The organism is Vibrio sp. YT-17 (genome assembly GCF_033337375.1).
Lineage (GTDB): Bacteria > Pseudomonadota > Gammaproteobacteria > Enterobacterales > Vibrionaceae > Vibrio > Vibrio alginolyticus.
Genome location: NZ_JAWOQP010000002.1, coordinates 287,363 through 309,418 on the forward strand (window position 1 = coordinate 287,363; position 22,056 = coordinate 309,418).

20 protein-coding genes and 1 riboswitch are annotated in these 22,056 nt (G+C 45.2%); of the genes, 9 read left to right on the forward strand and 11 right to left on the reverse strand.

What is annotated here, in order from left to right:
* Positions 1-358: 358 nt before the first annotated feature.
* Positions 359-1,081 carry an oxygen-insensitive NADPH nitroreductase gene (gene nfsA / locus R7F67_RS03310; RefSeq protein WP_033906672.1) on the reverse strand — a complete coding sequence of 241 codons (723 nt, stop codon included), beginning with the start codon at positions 1,079-1,081 and terminating at the stop codon, positions 359-361.
* A 194-nt stretch (positions 1,082-1,275) separates the two neighbouring features.
* Between nfsA and R7F67_RS03315 the strand changes: the two genes are divergently transcribed.
* Both R7F67_RS03315 and R7F67_RS03320 read left to right on the forward strand, forming a co-directional pair.
* Positions 1,276-1,917 carry a MarC family protein gene (locus tag R7F67_RS03315; protein WP_005374889.1) on the forward strand — a complete coding sequence of 214 codons (642 nt, stop codon included), beginning with the start codon at positions 1,276-1,278 and terminating at the stop codon, positions 1,915-1,917.
* A 190-nt stretch (positions 1,918-2,107) separates the two neighbouring features.
* Positions 2,108-2,980 carry a patatin family protein gene (locus tag R7F67_RS03320; protein ID WP_017634445.1) on the forward strand — a complete coding sequence of 291 codons (873 nt, stop codon included), beginning with the start codon at positions 2,108-2,110 and terminating at the stop codon, positions 2,978-2,980.
* 52 nt (positions 2,981-3,032) lie between these two features.
* On the opposite strand, the gene gbpA is transcribed toward R7F67_RS03320, so the two are convergent.
* From gbpA to R7F67_RS03335, 3 genes are all read right to left on the reverse strand, one after another.
* Entirely contained in the window at positions 3,033-4,496 is a 1,464-nt protein-coding gene (gene gbpA / locus R7F67_RS03325; RefSeq protein WP_086047224.1) for an N-acetylglucosamine-binding protein GbpA, read from the reverse strand.
* Between the two features lie 98 nt (positions 4,497-4,594).
* Positions 4,595-4,695: riboswitch (cyclic di-GMP riboswitch) on the reverse strand.
* 272 nt (positions 4,696-4,967) lie between these two features.
* A complete protein-coding gene (locus R7F67_RS03330; RefSeq protein ID WP_054728820.1) occupies positions 4,968-5,468 on the reverse strand; it encodes a fasciclin domain-containing protein in 501 nt (166 codons plus the stop codon).
* An 80-nt stretch (positions 5,469-5,548) separates the two neighbouring features.
* The gene (locus tag R7F67_RS03335; protein ID WP_318056955.1) at positions 5,549-7,030 is read right to left on the reverse strand and encodes a deoxyribodipyrimidine photo-lyase; all 1,482 of its coding nucleotides are present in this window, start codon (positions 7,028-7,030) and stop codon (positions 5,549-5,551) included.
* A 108-nt stretch (positions 7,031-7,138) separates the two neighbouring features.
* On the opposite strand from R7F67_RS03335, the gene R7F67_RS03340 reads away from it, so the two are divergent.
* Positions 7,139-7,444: a DUF6482 family protein gene (locus R7F67_RS03340; protein ID WP_033906677.1), complete on the forward strand. Its 306-nt coding sequence runs from the start codon at positions 7,139-7,141 to the stop codon at positions 7,442-7,444.
* Between the two features lie 68 nt (positions 7,445-7,512).
* Here the strand turns inward: R7F67_RS03340 and R7F67_RS03345 are convergent, their stop codons facing one another.
* A complete protein-coding gene (locus R7F67_RS03345) occupies positions 7,513-8,493 on the reverse strand; it encodes a rhodanese-related sulfurtransferase (protein WP_017634441.1) in 981 nt (326 codons plus the stop codon).
* Positions 8,494-8,957: 464 nt separating this feature from the next.
* Positions 8,958-10,253 carry an alpha/beta fold hydrolase gene (locus tag R7F67_RS03350; protein WP_033906678.1) on the reverse strand — a complete coding sequence of 432 codons (1,296 nt, stop codon included), beginning with the start codon at positions 10,251-10,253 and terminating at the stop codon, positions 8,958-8,960.
* A 210-nt stretch (positions 10,254-10,463) separates the two neighbouring features.
* Here R7F67_RS03350 and R7F67_RS03355 point away from each other — a divergent pair, with 210 nt between their 5' ends.
* Entirely contained in the window at positions 10,464-11,621 is a 1,158-nt protein-coding gene (locus R7F67_RS03355; RefSeq protein WP_024701007.1) for a D-alanyl-D-alanine carboxypeptidase family protein, read from the forward strand.
* A gap of 85 nt (positions 11,622-11,706) precedes the next feature.
* On the opposite strand, the gene R7F67_RS03360 is transcribed toward R7F67_RS03355, so the two are convergent.
* Entirely contained in the window at positions 11,707-14,364 is a 2,658-nt protein-coding gene (locus tag R7F67_RS03360; protein ID WP_318056956.1) for an alpha-amylase family glycosyl hydrolase, read from the reverse strand.
* Between the two features lie 129 nt (positions 14,365-14,493).
* A complete protein-coding gene (locus R7F67_RS03365; RefSeq protein ID WP_318056957.1) occupies positions 14,494-15,957 on the reverse strand; it encodes a helix-turn-helix transcriptional regulator in 1,464 nt (487 codons plus the stop codon).
* Between the two features lie 167 nt (positions 15,958-16,124).
* Here R7F67_RS03365 and R7F67_RS03370 point away from each other — a divergent pair, with 167 nt between their 5' ends.
* The gene (locus tag R7F67_RS03370; RefSeq protein ID WP_054576584.1) at positions 16,125-16,778 is read left to right on the forward strand and encodes an oxygen-insensitive NAD(P)H-dependent nitroreductase NfsB; all 654 of its coding nucleotides are present in this window, start codon (positions 16,125-16,127) and stop codon (positions 16,776-16,778) included.
* Positions 16,779-16,847: 69 nt separating this feature from the next.
* Entirely contained in the window at positions 16,848-17,138 is a 291-nt protein-coding gene (locus R7F67_RS03375) for a putative quinol monooxygenase (protein WP_318056958.1), read from the forward strand.
* On the opposite strand, the gene R7F67_RS03380 is transcribed toward R7F67_RS03375, so the two are convergent.
* Complete coding sequence (locus R7F67_RS03380; RefSeq protein ID WP_025768616.1) at positions 17,135-18,058, reverse strand: LysR family transcriptional regulator; 924 nt, start codon at positions 18,056-18,058, stop codon at positions 17,135-17,137. The two genes, R7F67_RS03375 and R7F67_RS03380, sit on opposite strands and share 4 nt — an antisense overlap.
* Before the next feature lie 132 nt (positions 18,059-18,190).
* On the opposite strand from R7F67_RS03380, the gene R7F67_RS03385 reads away from it, so the two are divergent.
* Entirely contained in the window at positions 18,191-18,409 is a 219-nt protein-coding gene (locus tag R7F67_RS03385; RefSeq protein ID WP_005374929.1) for a VF530 family DNA-binding protein, read from the forward strand.
* A 782-nt stretch (positions 18,410-19,191) separates the two neighbouring features.
* Here the strand turns inward: R7F67_RS03385 and R7F67_RS03390 are convergent.
* Positions 19,192-19,644 carry an acyl-CoA thioesterase gene (locus R7F67_RS03390; protein WP_005374933.1) on the reverse strand — a complete coding sequence of 151 codons (453 nt, stop codon included), beginning with the start codon at positions 19,642-19,644 and terminating at the stop codon, positions 19,192-19,194.
* A gap of 210 nt (positions 19,645-19,854) precedes the next feature.
* Here R7F67_RS03390 and R7F67_RS03395 point away from each other — a divergent pair, with 210 nt between their 5' ends.
* Both R7F67_RS03395 and R7F67_RS03400 read left to right on the forward strand, forming a co-directional pair.
* Positions 19,855-20,619, forward strand: a complete 765-nt coding sequence (locus tag R7F67_RS03395; protein WP_005374935.1) for a ferredoxin--NADP reductase — start codon at positions 19,855-19,857, stop codon at positions 20,617-20,619.
* A 180-nt stretch (positions 20,620-20,799) separates the two neighbouring features.
* On the forward strand, positions 20,800-21,246 hold the full coding sequence (locus R7F67_RS03400; protein WP_005374936.1) for an RDD family protein: 447 nt from the start codon (positions 20,800-20,802) through the stop codon (positions 21,244-21,246).
* A gap of 59 nt (positions 21,247-21,305) precedes the next feature.
* Here R7F67_RS03400 and R7F67_RS03405 read toward each other — a convergent pair whose 3' ends face one another.
* Complete coding sequence (locus R7F67_RS03405; RefSeq protein WP_017634411.1) at positions 21,306-21,977, reverse strand: DUF2057 domain-containing protein; 672 nt, start codon at positions 21,975-21,977, stop codon at positions 21,306-21,308.
* Positions 21,978-22,056 lie beyond the last annotated feature (79 nt).

Genomic DNA, 22,056 nt, shown 5'->3' on the forward strand with positions numbered 1-22,056 from the left:
GAAAAGACTTCACAACATAACCTTATAAGCACCACCTTCTTCTATTTATAAAGTGCTCAATAAGGGATTGATTGCATCTGGAGGCATGAACTCTAATGAATTTCAATGATTAGAGCAATAGACAATAATGCAGCAAGTGTCCAGATAAATATCGTATTTTTATGTTTTCACTTACAAGATTTCATATTTCGGATAAAAAACTTGTTCAATTAGCTCAAATTTTGTTTATTAGCTCTATATGTAGTGTTTTCTTTCTAAAATACAACCAAGAAAATCTACCGACTAATTATCTCGTTGTATTAAATAGGATTATCAAAAGTGTGACTCGGGTCTTTTTTTTTGTTGTCTTTCGACATGGTCACTTTTTCGCTAGCCCCTTCCCATTCAAATACGGCAGGATGTGCGGACGTGATTCGCCAGCCAGTTTACTGGTGACTTCTTGTGACCAAGTACTCTGTTTTTGATTGCTCGAACGGTTTGCATAGTAGTTTTGCATAGTTTGGTCATACGTCTGAATGTCATCCAAGTTTAGGTCTTGATACTGATTTTCATGCACCACGACATGCTTAGGTAGGCGAGGTTTTACTTCAGGGGCTTGATCTGGATGACCAAGACACATACCAAATAAAATGGCGGTATTTTTAGGTAAACCTAATAATTCGTCTACTTTTTGGGCATTGTTTCGTAAACCACCAATATACACACCTCCTAGTCCCATCGACTCCGCCGCAAGCAAGCAATTTTGTGCCATGATGCCCGAGTCTACAGCGCCTATTAGCGTTAACTCGGTAAAGTCAGCTTGAACATCTGGGTTGATACTGGCGTGGCGCTGGTAATCAATACAAAACACCAAAAACTCAGCCGCGCTTTCAACGTACCCTTGATTTCCGGCATATTGAGCTAATAGCGTGCGTTTTTCTTTGTCGGTCACGCGGATAATTGAAACGACTTGCAACATGCTTGATGAGGATGCCGCAAGGCCGGCTTGAAGAATGGCATCTAATTGTTCACTCTCAATCGGTTGTGAGGTGAATTTTCGAATTGAGCGGTGATTGAGAATTGTTTGAATCGTGCTGTTCATGGTGACTTAACATCCCCTGTTACGTTAAAGGCTGAAGACTCACCTTAGCGACATTTGATGAGTCGGTAAACTATCTCAAAAGAAAAACAATGCTTGGTGCATAAGTGTGAAGACGAATCGAGAATACACCACTCGTTCTGTTTGAGAGCGTATATACTGTTTTTAGAATCAATAATTTAAATGCAGTGGAAAATATGAAAGAACTCATTGTTCATACAGTTACGGTGTTTATGGGCTTCTTTGCCATCATGAACCCTATCGCCAATATTCCCATCTTTTTGAGTTTAACTGCTGATGAAGATAAAGAAACCATCCGTTCCATTGCGCTCCGCTCGGTTTTTATTGCATTTATTATCATCGCGATATTTTCTATTGCCGGTAAGTTAATTTTTGATTTGTTTGGTATCACGCTTTATGCATTGCGAATAACAGGCGGTATTTTGGTGTTTTTGATAGGTTTTAACATGCTTCAAGGTGATTCGACGCATCAAAAAACCAAAGAGAAGGCGTATTCACCAGCTCAGCAACGGGCGGCATTGAGTATTGCAGTGTCTCCACTGGCGATGCCAATATTAGCTGGGCCCGGAACGATTGCTACCGCGATGAACTTTGCGACAGCGGGTGGTTTCGATCAAACCATTATTACTATCGTTTCTTTCGCTGTCCTTTGTGTGATCACCTATGTACTGTTTTTGTTTGGAGACAAATTGGTCAAAGCGGTTGGACCAAGTGCTCTAAATGTTGTGACTAAAATGATGGGCTTAATTCTAGCGGTTATTGGTACTCAAATGTTTATTGATGGCGCGGGCGAAGCCTATAAAACGGTTTTCTCCTAGATTTCTCTTAGACCTTGCCACCTTGGTTAAGCCCGCAATTACATTTCTAACGGGTACGGATTTTTTGAACTTTAGTTTTCATTTTCTAAGAGAGAAATAAATAGACTTCACCTATTTCAATAATAAGAATATTCAATTGTTGTGATTGCACGAATTTCATTACTCTTTTGGCAAGGAGAATGGGGGAAATATGGCAACAAAAGCAATTGTAGTAGAAGGTGGCGCGATGCGAGGCGTCTTCGCAAGCGGAGTGTTAGATGCGTTTTTAGAGCAGAGTTATAAACCGTTTGATTTTGCAATCGGTGTATCTGCTGGTGCATCAAATTTGATTGGGTATTTGACCGACTACCCGCATCGCAGTATTAACGTCATTACTAAGCTGGCCACAAGCAAACGCTTTTTTGACCCGACTCGCTTCGTTAAAGGTGGGGACCTCATCGATGTGAAGTGGTTGTTTGAAGAATCTAATCGCTTGTATCCCGTCGATGAAAATAAACTGTTTAATGGCGTTCCTTTTCTCGCAGCGACAACAAATGTAGATACAGGGCAGGCAGATTACTATCGCGTGACACGTGATAATTTTCACCATGCGATTGAAGCGACAACAGCATTACCGATTGCCTACAAGCATACCCCTTGTTTTTCTGGTGGTTGTTATACCGATGGTGGGGTCGCTGATTCTATCCCAGTGCGTGAAGCTTATCGTCGAGGGGCTCGCGACATAACCGTAGTACTCTCTCACCCGCTGAATTATGCCAAAAAGCCAGTTAAGACCACATGGCTGATGAAGAAACTGTTTGCGGAGCACCCCAAAATGGCGGATGCGATGTTAAGACGTGCAGATAACTATAATCAATCATTAGAGTTTATTCGTAACCCTCCACCAGGAACACATGTTAGGGTAATTGCCCCACCAGATAATTTTCATGTTCAGCGCTTATCAATGCGACAATCCGTTTTACTAGAAGGGTATGAAATGGGACTGATTGAGGGGCGAGCGCATCTCACTAGTTTATCTGGTGTTCATGGTTTAGACCGGGAAAATTGTCATTTTTGCGTTTGATTATAAAAGAGCCTCATAGTGAGACTCTTTTGCATAACGTTCAAAGGGTGATTTAGTTGACTTTATCCCAAGCCATCTCCCAGTGTGAACCTATTCCAGGCTCGTAATGGTTTGCGCTTTCTTTCCACTGCATACAGTAACCAGAGTATGGGAAAGGTTTACATTGATAAATGCCCCCGTCGCTGGCAAGCACTTTTGTGCCCGCAGTGTAGCTAGATAGTCCTTCAGGGAAGACAAAATCGTACTCACCAGATGGTGGTGGAGTAACTGACTCTTCTTTTAAGTGAAAGTCGAGTGTTTGCTGATCCACCAAGTTGCCATCTTTATCCTTAATACGTGTTACGAGCATATGGTGACCCGGCTCCGATTTACTTAAAGCGAGCGATATCGCCTCTACCGAGCCGTCTTTCATTTCGTTTGCCCAACTTGCAAGTGGTTCGCGATGGTGATTGTAAACGGTGAGTTCTGCATTTAAATCGCCTTCAGCAGTTAGTGTCAGATCCAACGTTGTCGGTGTTGACTCAATGATATATTCGTCTGCTAAGCCATCTACTGTGAGTGAGTATTCTGGAACAGGAGTTTCAATGTTATAGCCGATCTCTACTCGCTTAAGGCCGCTATTTGCTTGCAGATACACCGGATTAGTACCATAAACAGGAGTGAATTTATCCTCTGCATACTGCCCGGCTTGCAGTTTTGCTTGTTCTTGGTTTAGCTTAGTCGCGAGTGCGTAAGACCAGTTTTTCGCTTGGCCCATTGCTGCATCGGTAATTTCTAGTTCAGTTCTATACGCTATGTTTTCACCTGCTTGATCAAATACGCGCGTATAAACCGAATCCCCAATATTTAAATCCATTGTAGGAATAATTTGACCGCCTTGCTTCCAATCTGGAATAACGGGACTGTCACCATCAAATTTCACATCGATCACGTTATAAAATGAGGCTGCAGTGTCGCCAACATCCCATACTGCCAGGATGACATGGTATCCCTCGCGAGTAGGCACATTACATTGATGGCTTACCTGTTTCGGGGGTTGAACCATATTGCCGTCGACGACACAGAAAGGAGTTAGATCAAAAGAGTCTCGTGATAGTGAAGCGTTTGGGTTCCAATCAGGCTTGGTGATGTAATATTTCCAGTCGCGCGTCACGTGGTTAGCGGTAAATGTCCATTCAAAAGTTTGTGTGCCTGCTTGAATAGGACGTTTTACCCAACGGTCGGCAGTTTGCTCATCAAGGGCAGCTGCTAAAGCGGTTTCGGCACTCGCTATTTTACCATCGCGAGGCCCTGTTTCGGGAAAGCCATCAGGGCCTTCAACGCTTTGCGGTTCATATTGAATCGCACCGCAGTTATTATTTTTTTCGTTAGTATCTGGCGTTGGATACTTACATAGTGCCGAGCGACTTGCTGCGACACCACCATTGGTTTCTGATACATAACCGTGAGCCGCAGCACCTGAGCTAATGCTTGCAAGTGCTAACGCGAGTACGGATTTGGTTGGAAATGATTTCATCACATGTCCTCTGTTATGGCTGACAAACTAATGTCACACCCCGGCGCATGCTGAGCATAAAGCAACGCTACAGAAATTGGACTTCTGTAACACTGAGTCATGGTAACCCCTCTATCATGAGCATTCTTTTAGATTTTTAAATGCTGACAGACCGGAAGCTTTGCGTCCCACCCTTTCGAATGGTTTGCCGAAATGTGATTGAGCAGCCAAAATTTAGCTTAAGAATTTACATGTGGAAAAGTAAACGTCACTGACATGGAATCCTGTTCTCAAATTGAAAGATAACGATATCTTAACCTCGTCAATATTATGCAGTATCGTATTGCAAGATATTGATTTTAATTTTGTTTTTATCTTATTAATAATCATGGAGAATGAGTGGAGGTTTGTTGGGGATAAATGGAGAGGAATCGTGCTAAGGGTGGAAGAAGTTCTGTCTAAAGGGCGGATTGTACCGCCCTCTGAATGGTGTTATTTCGGCATGATGACAGTATCAATCACGTGAATGACACCGTTTTTAGCTTTCACATCGGTTGCAATGACATTTGCATCGTTAACCATGACTTTATCACCCATGGTTTTAATCATCACATCTTGCCCCTGAACCGTAGTCGCTTTGTCTAGCTTAACAACATCGGCAGCCATCACTTTCCCTGGGACGACGTGATAAGTCAAAACAGATACTAACTTGTCTTTGTTTTCCGGCATTAAGAGCATGTCGACTGTGCCGTCTGGCAGTTTTGCAAAAGCGTCATCCGTTGGTGCAAAAACAGTAAATGGGCCTTCCCCTTTGAGAGTGTCAACCAAGCCCGCTGCTTTCACCGCAGCAACAAGCGTATTGAAAGAGCCGTTGTCAGCGGCAACGTCGACAATATCGGCTTTCATCATGCCATGCTCATGAGCCTTGACGGGAAGCATAAAAGATAATGTCGCCATCAGTGTAGCCGCGATAACTAAGATACGTTTGAACATAGTGTGTTCCTTACTAGTTGAGGGTACAGCGGGTTCCCTTGAGTGTGTTTGCATTTGTACGCATCGTGATTGAAAGATGATCATCGCGTCCTACTTTCTTTTGAGGGCCTAACATGTCGCGCAAGAATTCGTCTGCCTTCTTGTTTCACATCGGCTCGTTTCCGCCACGCCCATAAGCGCTCTCTTGCTGCCTTAGCTGCTTTGTCTGGTGTGATAATAGGTGCAAGGTAACGGCTATCTGGCTGCAACTGATACATGACAGCTTCCATCTGGGTCATTGTCCAAGGCTCGAATAAAAGAGGGGGAGGAACCATTTGTAACTCAGGTATCCACTTGTAGATGAACGTACCGTTAGGATCATGTTCTTGGGCTTGCTTGATCGGATTATAAATACGGATTGTGTTAGTCCCGGTTACTCCTGCTTGCATTTGGAATTGTGGGTAATGAATTCCAGGCTCAAAGTCGAGAAACAGTTGCGCTAAATGCGTTACACCTACTCGCCAATCCATGTTCATGTGGTGAGTAAGAAAGCTAACCAGCATGGCACGCATGCGAAAGTTAATGTAACCAGTGTGGTGCAAACAGCGCATGCAGGCATCAATCAAAGGTACGCCAGTATGCCCGGATTTCCATGCTGCTAACTTTTCTTCATCGAAAGTACTACTTTGTCTAATCAATGGTTCGTAAGCCCGATTAACGCAGTAAAACTCCATGTCGTATTCCGATTCGAATTTTTGGATGAAGTGACAGTGCCAATGAAGCCGTGAAGACAATGCAATTAAGCTGCGACGAAACCCAGCCACTTGCCAGTGTTTCAAAAGGTATTGATAAACTTCACGCAAGGATATGTTACCCCAAGCGAGGTATGGAGAAAGGCGAGTACAGGCTGTACGTGAGGCAGTGGGACTAGAAATGCTTCGATAGTAATCACGACCTCGACGATGAAAAAAGTCCTCTAGTGTTTTCCAAGCGAGCCGGCTTCCTCCCGTTTGCATTCCTTTGCATTTTGATAGCCAGGATGATGGTGGCGAAAACGAACAGCCGAGAGTTTCTGCATCCAATGAATGCAATAAGTCGGTTTGGAGCTCAATAGGGCTTATTGAGGCTCTCATGACAGAGTCCCAATGTTTGTCCCAACCTTGCCGGTTTTTTGCACCTCTGATAACAGCACCGTGTTCGAACTCAAACCAGTCGATGTTCTGCTCATACAGCCAAGCGGCAACTTGTTTGTCGCGCTCAAAGGTGCAGTTGAGTCCTATTTCTTGGTGAGAAAAAACAGCGTTGATTTGATATTGCGCTTGAATTGATTGGAAACATGCTAAGGCATCGTCATACAGCACCGTGATTCGATGCCCATACGCTTTGAGCGTCTCATCCATGTCTTGCAGTGATTGCCAAACAAATCGCCAGTGGCGCTCAGAATAGTGTGGGTTGTTCAATAGCAATGGTTCAACAATATACAAAAGCACAGTTGGGTGCTTTGTTGATAATGCTTGAGTTAGTGGTTGATGGTCAGTCAGCCTTAAATCTCGTTTTAACCACACGACATTGATTGTTTGCATCGGAATCCTCTTTGTTTCCGATGTTGTACGCAAGTAAACCGAAGAAATCTCATCCAATGATCGGTTTTATTCCACAAAACGTAGAGGTAACTTTTAGGGAGGTGACACATGGCAATACCATTGAGTAAGTTACAAAAATACTTCTATGTAGACAAATTGGTCATTCATTCGCTTGATCTCGCATTGTACCAGGCATCTGTCGTGATTGATGGAGAAGCGCAATTTATCACTGATGACAACGGTATCTTTTTGAGGGCTCATTCCCTGATCGAGATGCAAAAGAAGTGCAGGAATATCAAGGCAAATAAGCAGGTTTTAGTGCATCAAAGTGCTTATGATGAAATGGTGGGGCTACCCGAAGGCAAAAGAGACAATAAACTAGAGGTATTGGTGAGGGATACAAAATTGTATTGAAAGAGTATTGGTGCGTAGTAAAAGCGAGCCACCTTACGGCAGCTCGCTAAATATAAGGAGAGTTGGGCTTAGTCTTGTTTACGCTGCGCTTCTTTTTGCGCGTACTTAGCGGCACGTCGGGCTTCTCTTTGCTTGGCACTTTCACCACCAACATGCTGCTCGCCTCGCTGCTCTGCAAGAACAATTTGTTTTTCACGCTCGCGGAATCGAGCAATTTGTTCTTCTGAGTGTGTGCCGTGACATTTTGGACAGCTCACGCCTTGCTCGAACAATTCTGACTGTTTGTCTTCTTCAGTGATCGGTAGACGACAAGCGTTACATAAATCGTAATCTGCTTTTTCTAGCTGGTGGTTCACTGCAACACGCCCGTCAAATACGTAACAATCGCCTTCCCACATGCTCTCTTCTTGAGGAACTTCTTCAAGATATTTAAGAATGCCGCCTTCTAAGTGGTAGACCTCATCAAAGCCCTGTTCTTTCATGTAAGCCGTTGATTTTTCGCAGCGGATACCACCGGTACAGAACATCGCAACTTTCTTGTGTTTTGCCGGGTCCATGTTTTCTTTTACATAGTCTGGGAATTCACGAAAGGTTTCAGTATTTGGGTTTACAGCGCCTTTGAATGTCCCGATCTCGATTTCGTAATCATTACGTGTATCGACAACAAACACTTCAGGATCAGCAATAAGATCGTTCCACTCTTGAGGTTTCACGTAAGTACCCACTACGTGGCGAGGGTCTATACCTTCAACACCTAATGTTACGATCTCTTTTTTCAATTTCACTTTGGTGCGATTGAATGGCTGGGTCTCAGAATACGACTCTTTGTATACGGTGCCAGTCAAACGAGGTTCGTTGTTTAGCCACTCCAGTAGCGTATCAATACCTGCACGATCAGATGCAACAGTACCGTTGATACCTTCACTTGCCAGTAGTAATGTTCCGCGAATATGGTGTTTTTCCATCAACGCAAGTAATGGCTCGCGTAGCTCTTGATAGTTATTCAGCTCAACAAACTTGTACAGCGCACAAACTACATACTGACTCATGAGGTTTCCTTTAAAAATACAGGTGGTCAACGACCTTAAAATTTTAGCGGCACGAAGTATACCTGACTAAACTAGTCGGAAATACGGACAAATTATACGGATATTATGAGTAGGCGGGGCCTGGCGGTCTTTGATAGGAGGAGCATGTCCGCAGGTGAAGCCGCTATGTGTTCAAATTATAAGCATTAATTATAGTGGGTTAGGTAGGTTGGAGCCGATACTTTTGGTTTAGATTTATGCTGTTATTCTGTTTTAGGCCCTTCAAAAAAGTTAGGCGCAAGAAGCACCAAATAATCACCGGAGTCATTGACAAGGAAAGGACATGTCGCAGTTTTATACATGAGGTGGTGAGGGATAAAGGTTTAGGGACAAAGAGTGAATGACTGATCGCCATTGTTCATAAACCGCTATAAAACGCCTTTTCACCACATACTGAAAAGGCGTTTTTCTAACGTCTGCCGTGCTTATTTCAACGTAGCTGCGGTCTGTTTACCCATGGCTATGAGCCTATCGAGAATACGTTCACCGTCGGCACGTAAACCGTTGTGCTCGTACTCATTGGTGATCCACGCTTTTGAATTTGGTATTAACGCGAGCGTCTCTCGACTGATATCCATTTCAACAAACATATCATCGGCGTAAACGGCGCAACTGACAGGCACTTTGTTTTGAGCCAGTTGTGTTTGATCGTACAGCGCAGCCCAATCTTCTTTCGCGGCTAATATTTCTGCGGCGTCTTTTAGTGGCTTGAGGTTAACGTATTGGTCGAACATCCATGGGAAGACCATTTCCCCCGTAAAGTAAAATGGCTTGCCAGATTCATAATTAAACTCTGATCGGGTTTGGCGAACGCGGTGCGCACTCCAATTCGACGCGAAGCTTTGACAGTAAATCGATTCATGCAAAATGGCGTAGATCGGGTTGGTTTGGAAGTTTTGCTGCGCCAACATATCGTTTAAGAACTCATAACGAAGTTGTGGTTTGCCGTTCACTTCAATCAACGCGCTTTCTAGCCAATAGTAAGTTGGTAAGAAAGTATCACTCACACCAAAGTTGATGCCGATTTGTTGAAATTGTTCCACCGTGAAGCGTTGACCATTTGGTAGGTACTCTTCATTTTCTAGCAAGTGATTCGCAATGTTTTGGCAAAGTTGCTGTGCATTGGGAAATTGTTGGAAGAACGCTTGGTTTTTCTCCATGGTGCGTTTGAAAGTGGCTTCATACACATCGTCGGCATGACGCGAGACTGATGGCACGCCACCTGTGATGTAGCTTTGTAGCAAGCTGTCTGGGAACAAAGACAAATAGGTGAGGGAGCAAAAACCACCAAAGCTTTGACCTAAGATCGCCCATTTTTCGACGCCAAATTGCTCACGAATGTATTCCGCATCACGAACAATGTTGTCTGCGCGGAAGTGGCTTAAGTAGTCTGCTTGTTGCTGCGGTGTGAAATGAGCCAGAGTCTGATGATTAATCACCGAACTATTGCCCGTACCGCGCTGGTCGAGGAGCAAAACTCGGTACTCTTGCAGCGCGCGTTTTACCCAGCCGTTATTGCCGTTTTGACGCGGAGAGGGAAAGCCAGGTCCGCCCTGAAAGTAAACCAACCAAGGTTTGGTCGATTCTTCATCGCCAACTAGGCAAACCGCACGGGCGAAGACTTCAATGGTGCCTTTGCTCGCGTCTTGGTAATCCAGAGGAACGGTAAAACTGTGGGGAGTGTAATGCAATCCTGCGTCGATAAATGATTGAGCGTTCATTGTTATCTTTATTTCCTTATTGAGGGGTAGCGCTACTTTACTGCGAATGGCATGAAGAACCAATGCTATTTCCCAATCGCCTCTTCAGTTCTATACCTTGGTCAAATCAATGTAAGTTCAAGAAAATGAAACGATTAGCGACTGGTGCAACTGGTTGAGTGAGCTATGCTCAATAGAGTTGCGACAAAGTAAGAGCATGGAGGAAGTCGGATGAAAGTGTCACTGGCTCGATGGACAATTGTGACTTGTTTAATAAGCGTACCTACTTTTGCCGTTGTTACGCCCAACCCACCTCAGTTACAGGCAAAAGGTTACGTATTAATGGACTTTCAATCCGGTGCCATTATTGCCGAGCATAACGGGCGAGCAGGCCTTGCTCCGGCGAGTTTAACCAAGTTGATGACCGCTTATGTAGTTGGACAAGAAATCAAAGCGGGGCGTTTGAAATGGGATGATGTTGTCACCGTGAGCGAAAACGCGTGGTCGGCCAAGTTTCCCGGTTCTTCTAAAATGTTCATCAAACCGAAAGATGAAATTAGTGTTGCGAACTTAATGCGCGGCGTGATCATCCAATCAGGAAATGATGCGTGTGTTGCACTGGCTGAGCATGTTGCAGGCAGTGAACGCGGCTTTGTCGCCTTGATGAATGGTTGGGCGGAGAAATTAGGACTGCAAGACACCTATTTTGTGAACTCCCATGGTCTTGATAGTGATGGCATCCAAACCTCACCAACCGATATGGCAAAACTCATGCAGTCGATCATCAGCGATGTTCCTGATGTGTATGCGCTATACAGTGAGAAAGTCTTCAAGTGGAACGACATTACACAGTACAACCGCAATAAATTGCTGTGGGACAATTCCATTGATGTCGACGGGGGCAAAACCGGCTACACCAGCAATGCGGGATACAGCTTGGTGAGTTCGGCCAAAGAAGGAAGAATGCGCCTTATCTCGGTGGTGATGGGCACGCCAAGTAAACAGGCTCGGATCAGCCAATCGAAGAATCTACTCAGCTATGGTTTTCGTTTTTATGACACCAAGCAAGTTGCTAAGCAAGGCCAAGTTGAGTCTAAAGTTCGCGTTTGGAAGGGAAATACCAATCAAGTTGAGGCGATCTTTGCTAAAGATGCCTATCTCACTCTGCCTCGTTCAATGACGGCTGGGCTTGATAAGAGTGTGGTGTTAAATGAACCGTTGATTGCGCCGATCGCGCAAGGAGATGAGATTGGTAAGGTCGTTTGGAAAAGTGATGACAGTACCGTGGCGAGTTATCCCTTGGTCAGCAGCCAAGCGGTAGAAGAGGGCTCGTGGTTCGCTCAGCTTTGGGACAGTCTGGTGCTGTGGGTGAAATCGTTCTTTAACTAGAATAAAAACGAGCAGAAGTGTCTTTCTGCATTTTTTTGTTGATGGCCGCCCTGCTATAACGCTGGGCGGTGTCTTATTTAACGGTTTATTCCGACAAGGTGATGATTGGTAAATCGTCCCAAATCTTACTTTCATCCGATGCGCCACCGGAGAAGTTCCAAGGGCCTTTGTCTTGCTCTAGCGGACGGTAAGTTGCCGAAAGGCCGTCTAAGTCCCAAGTCGTGACATAGAAGCGGATACCATCGAGCGAATCTGGGCGGCCTAGTGCATCGCTAGCAAAGTCCATTGAAATGGTGTTGTTGGCTTTGTCTACTGTCACTGTTGGTGCTGGCGTTACGGCTTCTCCCCATGTCGTCGCATTTGCTCCTTTGGTGTTGTAAATCGAGCTTTGCCAGCCAAAAACAACCGCATTGCGACTCCAGGTTCCGCTTGGCATAGAAGCGTTGATCTTCGGTAGCTCAGACAAGTTGGTTGCCGTTTCTTCCGGTAAATCCATAAAGATGGTGAAACCCACGTGGTCGAAGCCGTTTGGTGGTAACCAAGTGTCGGTGATTTTGTCCATAGTGAAGGTCAAACGTACGTTACTGCCAACGGTAAATACCTCAGCTTTGTTGATTGCGAGTTGGCTATTGTTTTTATCGAATGTTGGATCCGTTGGTAGCGAATAGTTACCGTTAGGACCGCCCATGCCATCTTGCGCATCACCCGCGTCATCAATAGTGTCGTCTGGCGTGTTTGACCAGCTTAAGTCCGACACAAAGTTAACATCTTCAATGCCAGCTTTTTTCTCAGTAGAATAAATCGCGAAGCGGTGTTGTTGTTCGCCAATTGCAAAGTGACGAGTCGACAGCGTGACACTAAACTGACCATCAGCGCCTGCAGTAATGGCTTGCGCTGTTTCTAAGTTACCATCGACGACAAGGTTCAACTTCTCGTTGGCGTTCGCACTACCCGCGATAACAATATCACCAGTGATGGTTTTTCCTTCCCAACCCTGCGCCAGTTGGATGTTGAGGTCTGGGGTATCTACCGATTGGGTATCGTTAGTTTTTGAGTAAATCACGGCAGATTTGGCTGGTAGCTCAAGGGTTACGTGACCGTTTTCATCTGCGATTAACTGCTCTGGAGCGTCTACCCAGTTCGACATGATTTGTTGTTTGAAGACGGTGCCACCAACTTGTTCTACATCGAGTTGGTTCATCAACATCGGCGAGTTGGATGTATTCATCACAACCAAGACTTCGTCGTTATCCAACGTTCGAGTAAAGGCGAACACGCCCGCGCCCGCTTTATCGCTGCCAATCACTTTCATTTCGCCGCGTGTCATGACTTTGTTTTCAGTGCGTAGCTTGGCAAGTTCTTGAATAAACAAGTACATCTCACTGTTTTGGTCGAATGAGTCTACGTAGTTGCCATCTTCACGATACCCTCCGGCGAACATCGCATCACGCGCCGCTGACATCGCTTGCTCTGTACCTTGGTAAATCACAGGGATGCCCGGCACTGCCATCATTGTGATCAGAGCTTGCTTCATATCGTTGACACTGCCTTGCGATAGAAAACGTGGCATATCGTGGTTATCAATGAAGTTCGGCATGATGTATGGATTCGGGAACATGTCCATCATTTTCTCAAGACGGAAACGTAAATAGTCGGTCGGTTGCCCTGATGCAAATACGCGCGTCATGGTCGCTTGCAATGGGAAGTTCAGTACCGAGGTTAGCTGTTTCGGCGAGCCACTTTCACCGATGTAAGTCAGCATCTTCTCTTCGCCTTCGGTGTGGTAGGGCGTAGATGTTTCGAATACTTCACCAAAAGTGAGGAAGTTGTCACGACCAGTATCAACCGCTTGCGTCATCACACCATCGTCGGCGTGTAGGAAATCGTTCCAGAAATCGTGTTCAACAAACTTCACCGTATCGATACGGAATCCGTCGACGCCGACTTCGCGAATCCATTTTCGGTAGCTCTCTTTTAGATAAGCGCGTACTTCAGGATCGGACGTATTTAGATCATCCAGATCCGACAGTTGCCAGGTTTTTTCTTGGACGGGATCGTTGTGGTCGGTGATGCTTGGCGTCCAGTGGTAAATGCCAGTACCGTCTTCTTTACACTCATTCATGTTGAGCGGATAAGGCAGTTCTTGCCCTGCTGGCAGCGCATTTTCAATCAAACGGAAACCTTGGCAAGGTAGGCTAGGGTCGTAATAGTATGGGTCATCGTAAGTGAAGAAGTTACCTACGTGGTTGGTCACGATGTCTTGAATCAAGAACATATTACGAGCGTGCACTTCTCGCGCTAACGCTTGGTAGCTTTCCATGTCACCAAAGTGCTCATCCACTTTTTGGAAATCGCGCGCCCAGTACCCGTGGTAGCCGCCGTAGTTTTGTTCTGCATCCCACCATTGGTTTGCCACTGGCGGAGTAATCCAGATCGATGTGGCACCGAGATCTTCGATGTAGCTTAACTTATCACTCACACCAACGAGGTCGCCGCCGCTAAATTTTTTATCCGAAGTCGGATCGAATTCGTTTTGCCCTTGATCATTAAGAGCGCTGTCGCCGTCGTTAAAACGGTCGATCATCAGGAAGTAAATGATTTGATCTTGCCAATCAGGAGATGCCACGTGGCTGCCCGTATCGACTGGTGTGGTTTCGTCGCTTCCACAGCCAGAAAGAGCAAGAGCGATCGCTAAAGGAAGTATTTTTATTTTATTCATTGGGTTAGGTAGAGTTTCAAACACAGTTTTTGCCTCCGTTATGCAGCAATGCAGAAACGATAAAGCAAAGGTTTGAAATTGAGAGTGTCATCTCACGCCAAAAAAGACGTGGAATGATGTCACGAAGTGCTGAATTTGAACTGTGCTACATATTTAACTGAGTGGTTGCATAATTGGGTATTGAATCGGGTAATGGTCTTTGGCTAACTCATTACCAGAATGATCATAGAGTCGAAATCGACACTGTTTAGCCGTTTGGGTGAGGGGAAGTTGTAGCGCCCAGCATGTGTAATCTTCTGCATTCTGAGTTTGGCTCATTGTGTGCGGAGCTGGCGCATCACCCACGTAGCAATCGATCTTCGCCACGTCTTTTAATCTACATGCGAGTTCCACAAACAAGGTGTACTGTGTACCGAGTTGGATAAGTTGTTTTGTCGGGACAATGTATTCCGTTGCGCCAATTAAAAGCCCCTTGGAGACCACGTAATCACGCTGGTGGTTGTTATCAATGTAGCGCTCACCATCGACTTCATAACACAGTCTAAAGGTCAGTGGATGTGCGACAGGAAGCTCTGTTGTCGCCCATAGTTCGGTGCCATTATTCAAAAAACGCTCGAAGAAGGCTGGGTAGCGACGCCACGTGCCATCACGGTCTCGACATTCAACGGAGACCACTTTTTCAAACGCAATATTATCCACTTCCATCCAGATTTTACCGACGGGTTGGTCAATGTCGTTATCGGCTAAAGTATTCGCTTTGGCGTAGTACAAGCGGATGGGTTGGTTGTTGAGATGAGTGCGGTTATCTAAGCACTGCTGGCGATATTGCATGGGTGAAAACGGATACCAACGACGAAAAGTGCGGTGAAAGTTCGAAGGTTCTTCATAACCGAGTTGATAGGCGATTTGCTGCGTTGTGAGTTGGGTGTCGGCAAGCAAAGTGAGTGCTTGCTTTCTTTTAGCGAAATCAACGCATTGAGAGTAGCTCATTTGCTTTTCTTGCAGTCGACGTTGCAAGGTGCGTTTGGAGACGCCCAGTTGCCTTGCCGCTTGCTCTAACTTGAGCGCGTAATTACTGTTTTTGATGAACAAGGCGTTCAAAACACTCAGCAATTCTGGCTGTTCAATTGGTTGGTGAGAAAGCAGCAAATAAACATGTTTCACCAGTTCAAACACGCTTGAACTCGTTTTAGAATCTCGCGTTTCCCCTAGAAAAATATCGGCCGCGAGTGGATTGCTGGCTTGAACTTGTACTTGTATTGATTCGCTTAGCTCAAGCGTCTCCAACTGCATTTTGAGCAAGCCAAACACCGACTCCGCCCAATTTGGCATATCGGCTGTTCTGCATTCTACTTGCAGATGGATTTGGGCATCACCATGTTGCAATGTGACGTACAAACGGCGGTCGAATAATGAGACACTTTTACTCCACCAAAGCAGCCCTTCTTGGAGGTTAGGCGCTTCTTTCAACATCATGCATTGCAAGGCCACCAACTTCTCAATGTGCCAATATTCGCCGGCAATTCGAAGGTGATTGTGACCGAGCTTTTTGCACAGAAAGGATGTAATAACGTTATCTTGAGGCAGCATGAGTTGAGTTTGGTTGCGAGCAAACATGCATTATTGCCGAAAAGATGAAGAAGTTCAGTGAGAACGCTCAAAGCCTTTCTTATCGTTTTATTTTCAAATTTATTTTGAAAATGTTTTTAATCGAAATCGGTTTTTCCCTTTATCTCATGAGGTTATGCTGTTACTCAGCTTAAACTCATTAATTGGAGAGCCTCATGGATATCGTACAAGCTGCAAAATCTCGTTACTCAACGAAAGTGTTTGACCCAACGCGCAAGCTATCTCAAGAAAAAATCGATGCAGTTAAAGAGCTGATTCGTTTTAGTCCATCGAGTGTGAACTCTCAACCTTGGCATTTCATTCTGGCAAGCACAGAAGAAGGCAAACAGCGCATCGCTAAAGCGGCGCAAGAGAACTACGCATTTAACGCGGCGAAGATTCTCAACGCTTCTCACGTATTGGTGTTTTGTGCGAAAACAGGCATTGATAACGACTACATTGAAGCGCTAATGGTGCAAGAAGAAAAAGATGGCCGATTCCCAACTGAAGAAGCGAAAGCGGCTGTACGCGGTGGTCGTAGCTACTTTGTGAACATGCACCGTTTTGATCTGAAAGATGCGAACCATTGGATGGAGAAACAAGTTTACCTCAACGTGGGTACGTTGCTGTTGGGGGCTTCGACGTTAGAAATTGATGCAGTGCCAATTGAAGGGTTTGAGCCAAAAGTGCTGGATGAAGAATTTGGCTTGCGTGAAAAAGGTTACACTAGCGTTGTGATCGTGCCGCTTGGCTACCACGCGGAAGATGACTTCAACGCGAAAACGCCAAAGTCTCGCTGGGACGCAGAAACCGTATTCACCGAGATCTAATTCGAGCTTACTTACAGGTGACGTAGAACCCCGTAATCAATATATAAATCGCAAAAGAGTGATAAAACGATGATCCACTTAGTCGCAGAAGTGAAAGCCTATCCAGACCGTAAGGATCAGGTGGCGAATTTGCTTGCTGGTTTACTAGAGCCAACTCGCAAAGAAGAAGGCTGTTGCCAATACGAGTTGTATCTCGACGAAAAAGTTGATGGCCTATTTATGTTCCAAGAAATCTGGGCATCGCAAGAGGCCTTGGATAAGCATTTGCAAAGCCCGCATATGGCGACGTTTCTTGAAACATTGGAAGAGAATGATTGGGTTGAATATACCCAGATTCGTCCTCTTCGATTTATCGCCTAATGACAGAAGGTTGCCAGCACGTTGGCGCGTTGCTGGCAGCATTTTTGTTGGATAAAGTCGCGGAAAGTCCGAATCGTTGGCGTCAATAATCGACGATCGGCACATACCATGTAGAGCGGCACTGGGCCGCAATCCCACTCTGGTAACACTCGTACCAATCTTCCCTCGATTAAGTCTCGGCTAATGTCCATCAATGATTTATTCGCAATGCCTTTGCCTTTGATCGCTAACCGGTGTGGCAAGTCACTATCGTTGCTCAACAAGTTACCGCTGACCACGATTTGTTCTTTCTCGCTGCCACGAGTGAGCGTCCATTTGTTGTAGACCGAATCCGCGACCATGTAGCACAAGCAGTTGTGTTGCGTTAAATCGGCAGGAGAGGTGAGTTCTGGATGTGTAGCTACGTACTCTGGCGATGCACATAATATCCGTTCGTTTGACCCACACAATGCCAATACGACCAGATTGGAGTCGGCCGGTTCGCCGTAGCGAATCGCAATATCGACAGGCTTGGTATACATATCCGTCAAGCTATCGGACAGCTCTAGTTTAATGGAAACATTTGGGTAGAGATCGATGAACTCATCCACCCAATCGAGCAACATATTGCGACCAAAATCGGAGGGTGCAGTAATGTGCAGCTGACCAGACAACTCCCCGCGCGCACTTGAGATCTGATCCAACCCCTCTTGCAATGTTGCCAACGCTTGCGTGGTTTTGTCTAAAAACAGTTCGCCCTCTGAGGTTAAACGCAGGCTTCGGGTGGAACGCACAAACAGTGGGAAACCGATTTGCCCTTCAAGACGCTTAATCGATGCGCTAATGGCGGCAGGTGTCATGTCCATGCTGTTAGCGGCTTTTGAAAAGCTGCCTTGGCGCGCGGTTTCGACAAAAATATTGAGGTCGTTGAGGGCTTTCATAATGAAAAGGGCTTTTAAGAAGTTTGGGCTACTATAGGGGAGAGTCGTAGGCCAATTCAAGGTTAAAACATTAGGTTGCACGGCGAGTTTGAGTTAGATTAGCGCGAAACTTCACTTTACCGGATCAATAGCATGAGCCAACAGCAGCCGAATAACCCACTTCACGGGTTGAGTTTAGAGAAAATCGTCACCCGACTAGTTGAACACTTTGGTTGGAATGGCATGTATGAGCGCGTTCGTGTGAACTGTTTCAAGAAAGATCCTTCAATCAAATCGTCGCTGAAGTTCCTGCGTAAAACGCAATGGGCCAGAGATAAGGTGGAAGCGCTGTACATCGAGACATTCTGCTAACCGCTCTATGGTCTGCAGCAGCGGTAAGTAGATTCTTAGTCTCGCTTTGGCTCGCTAGAATGACGTAGCTTTTCTTGTCGCGTAGGCTGGAAGAGTCGCTCCACTGATACGCCTAAAGCGATTTTCCGGATGGTCACTTAGGCTTATCTGGAATCGCTTTTTTAGATGGTTTTGTAGAGGTCAGAGCCAAACTCGAACCGTCATTCTGAACTGCGAGGAACGAGCGTGAATCAGAATCTACCTTCAGATTGTATTGAGTTTATTCATGGTTCTATGGTCTGCAGCAAGCGGCAAGTAGATTCTTAGTCTCGCTAGAATGACGCAGCTTTTCTTATCGCGTAGGCTGGAAGAATCGCTCTGCTGATGCGTCTAAAGCGAGATTCCGGATGGTCACATAGGTTTATCTGGAATCGCTTTTTTAGATGGTTTTGTAGGGGTTAGAGCCAATCTCGAACCGTCATTCTGAACAGCGAGGAACGAGCGTGATTCAGAATCTACCCTCAGATTGTATTGAGTTTATTCATGGCACTATGGTCTGCAGCAAGCGGTAAGTAGATTTTTAGTCTCGCTATGGCTCGCTAGAATGACGCAGCTTTTCTTATCGCGTAGGCTGGAAGAGTCGCGCTGCTGTTACGTTTAGCGAGGTTTCGAATGATTCACTTAGGCTCATTAGAATGACGCTAGTTTTCTTATTGCGTAAGTTGGAATGGTACCTCAGCATCATTCCCGATAGCGATGAAGAAGCGCTGTCGGGAACCTCGCCTTTAATCTCTCGTTTATTGCTACTCCAAATGATGCGTACTACCCACGGTTCCTTCCAAGTCTAAAATCGACTGGCGAACGTGATCTGGAATCGCAGCTTTAACGTTGTTCTTAAAATCAAACATCACACCAGTGGCGGTCGCGATGGTCGCAATTTTACCCCACTTCTTACTCAGCACTTGGTACTCCATCGTGATGCGATCTTCTTGCATGTCGATTACGCGAGAACCGACTAATAGCGTGTCTGGGTAAGTAACAGGCAATTTGTAGCGGCATTGAGTCTCGCTCAGTACTGGTCCAATTTGCGAGGTCTGCAGGTCGACCAGCAGGTTAATTTTGTTGAAGTAATCTAAACGTGCGGTCTCGAAGTAGCGAAAATAGACCACGTTATTAACGTGTTGCAGAGCATCCATTTCACCCCATGCGACTTTTATCTCTGTGATAACGGGAAAGTCCTTTAACAGTGTGTCCATTTTTATTGCTCCTTTTTCATCTGCTTTGCCACAAATTGCGACGCGACTTATCACTTTGAGCATTTATTCTAGATGTAATCATTTAATATGTAATAAAATTGTTTTTAAAATGTGAAATGAAATAGTGGTTTGATTATGTAAACTAGAAACTTTACATAATCGAGTTGAAGGCGTAAGTTTAACTAAGAGTAACCAGATAGGAGGTGTCTCATGATTGAACTCAAAGGTTTCAACCTCGCAAGAGTTGAGAAACGCATTGATTGGACAGGTGAGCTGTTCAGTTTGAGAATATCTGGCGCGCCTCTTTCATTTAAAGCTGGCCAATTCACCAAGCTTGCTTTGCTTGATGATGAAGGTAAGCCGATCAGCCGTGCTTACTCTGTGGTTAATGCGCCAAGCGAGCAATTCGATTGGTTGGAATTTCTAATAGTAGCCGACCCTCAAGGACAACTTTCTCCACGGCTCCAAAAGCTTAAATCTGGTGATAGCATTTATGTCGGTGCCACCGCACATGGCGATTTAATCCATGATTCTATTCCTAAACAGGCTCATGACCTGTGGCTGCTATCTACAGGTACGGGGATTGGACCGTTTTTATCGCTGCTGGATGATATAAACTTACCGCCTCACAATGAGCGCATTGTGCTGGTTCATGCCGTTCGTTTCGAAAAAGATCTGGTTTATAAATACCTAATTGAACAGCTTCAGCAACGATATGAAGGCAGATTAAAGTATATACCGATAGTCAGCAGGGAAGTGGTTGATGGTAAATTACAAGGCCGAATTCCTGAACTCATCGAATCGGGTTTACTGTCCAACGCCGCTGATGCGCCATTCTCAGCTCAGCGTAGCTTTGTCATGATGTGTGGGAATCCACAAATGATCAAAGATACCGTGCCCGTCTTACAAGAGCTAGGCTTGGAAAAGTATCGCCATCAAACCGGGGGAAATATCATTTACGAACGTTACTGGTAGCGTTTTGTTAAATTGATACGGTTATGCTCAAGATGTAATGATTACTTTTGAGATACGACCGCGATTTAGTATGTTCTTAGTTGAATATTATGTTGGCAATACCTAAACTGCGCTCACCATTGCGCGTCTGTACACTCAGTCATTCTCGCTTAACCAATTACATTGAGGTGACTGAAGTCCATGTATGCTTTTATCGCGAGCAAGCAACAGAGAATCATTGCTGGTTTTATCGACCTGCTCTTTGCGATGGTGGTCGTGTTAATCATCGCATTGAGTATTAACTCTTTTCTTAACGACTTTCAGCTCTCTTTAGCAGATAACCTCACGCTTGTTCGTGAAACTCAGGCGTTTTACTTGCTTTCTTTACCAACGGTTTTAATGATCAACTGGAATGCATTGAGTCATGGGCAAACCATTGGTATGCGCATGATTGGTATTAAAGTTGTAATGAAAAATGATAGTAAGGCAACGAAAGTTACAGCAGGGTTAAGGCTTGTTATTAGCTACTTGCTGGAGATGCTCATTCCGGGGATCCCGTTGGTAAATTTGGCATTGTTGTTCTTTCATCCGGAGCGACGATTGTTGCATGACTTGATCGCCAATACTAAAGTTGTCCAAGCTTCCTAATTTTTGATCAAAAAAGCCACGTGAAGTGGCTTTTTTAATATCGATAAAGTTAACCAGATTTACTGTTGATTAACATATTTCTTAAAGCGAGCTTTGGTTTCTGCGTCTGCTTTTTGGTACCAGAAGTGCAGCATCTCTTCAGCTGTCGAATCCGCTTTAACCGCAGTTGCTCTCACTTGCTTCATATCCGCAGGAACCTTTGCAGGAAGCGTGACTGGCTGCATGGTTGCTGCGCCAGCAAAAGCCACGGCTGCTGCACCGCCAGCTTGGTTATAATCTTCGATTTCACGCACGTAATCACGACCGATTTGCATACCCGGTTTGAGCAACTTGTCCTGGTCAACCGCGATTGCGTTGCCAGAATCATCAACCAGTTTCCAATCTAAGTCTTTGATCTTCTCTTCCGCATCACGTAGGTTGCGGTATTCTGGCATTTGTAGAGTGAGTTCGGCATTGGTCGCGTCAAATCGTGTAACGATAACATCGCTTTCAACACTTAAACGGTCATTACCTTGGTTGAAGTAAGGGGCGAAACGAAATACGACTTGGTTAAGGCCATCAGGTAACGTCAGTGTTCTTTCAGAGGCGAAAAAACCACCCGAAAGATCTGCTTTTTCACCGTTAGCCGCTAATACTGAAACGTTGTCAGGAACACTCACGGTTACATCTGCGAATGCCATGCCACTCATTGCGAGAGCAAGCGCACAAGTTAAAGGCTTGATCAATTTCATTGTTTTTATCCTAAGCAAATTAGTGGTCATCGAGAGTGCATCGTTCATTGCCCGATTGCAACTCCCAAGTGTAATAAGT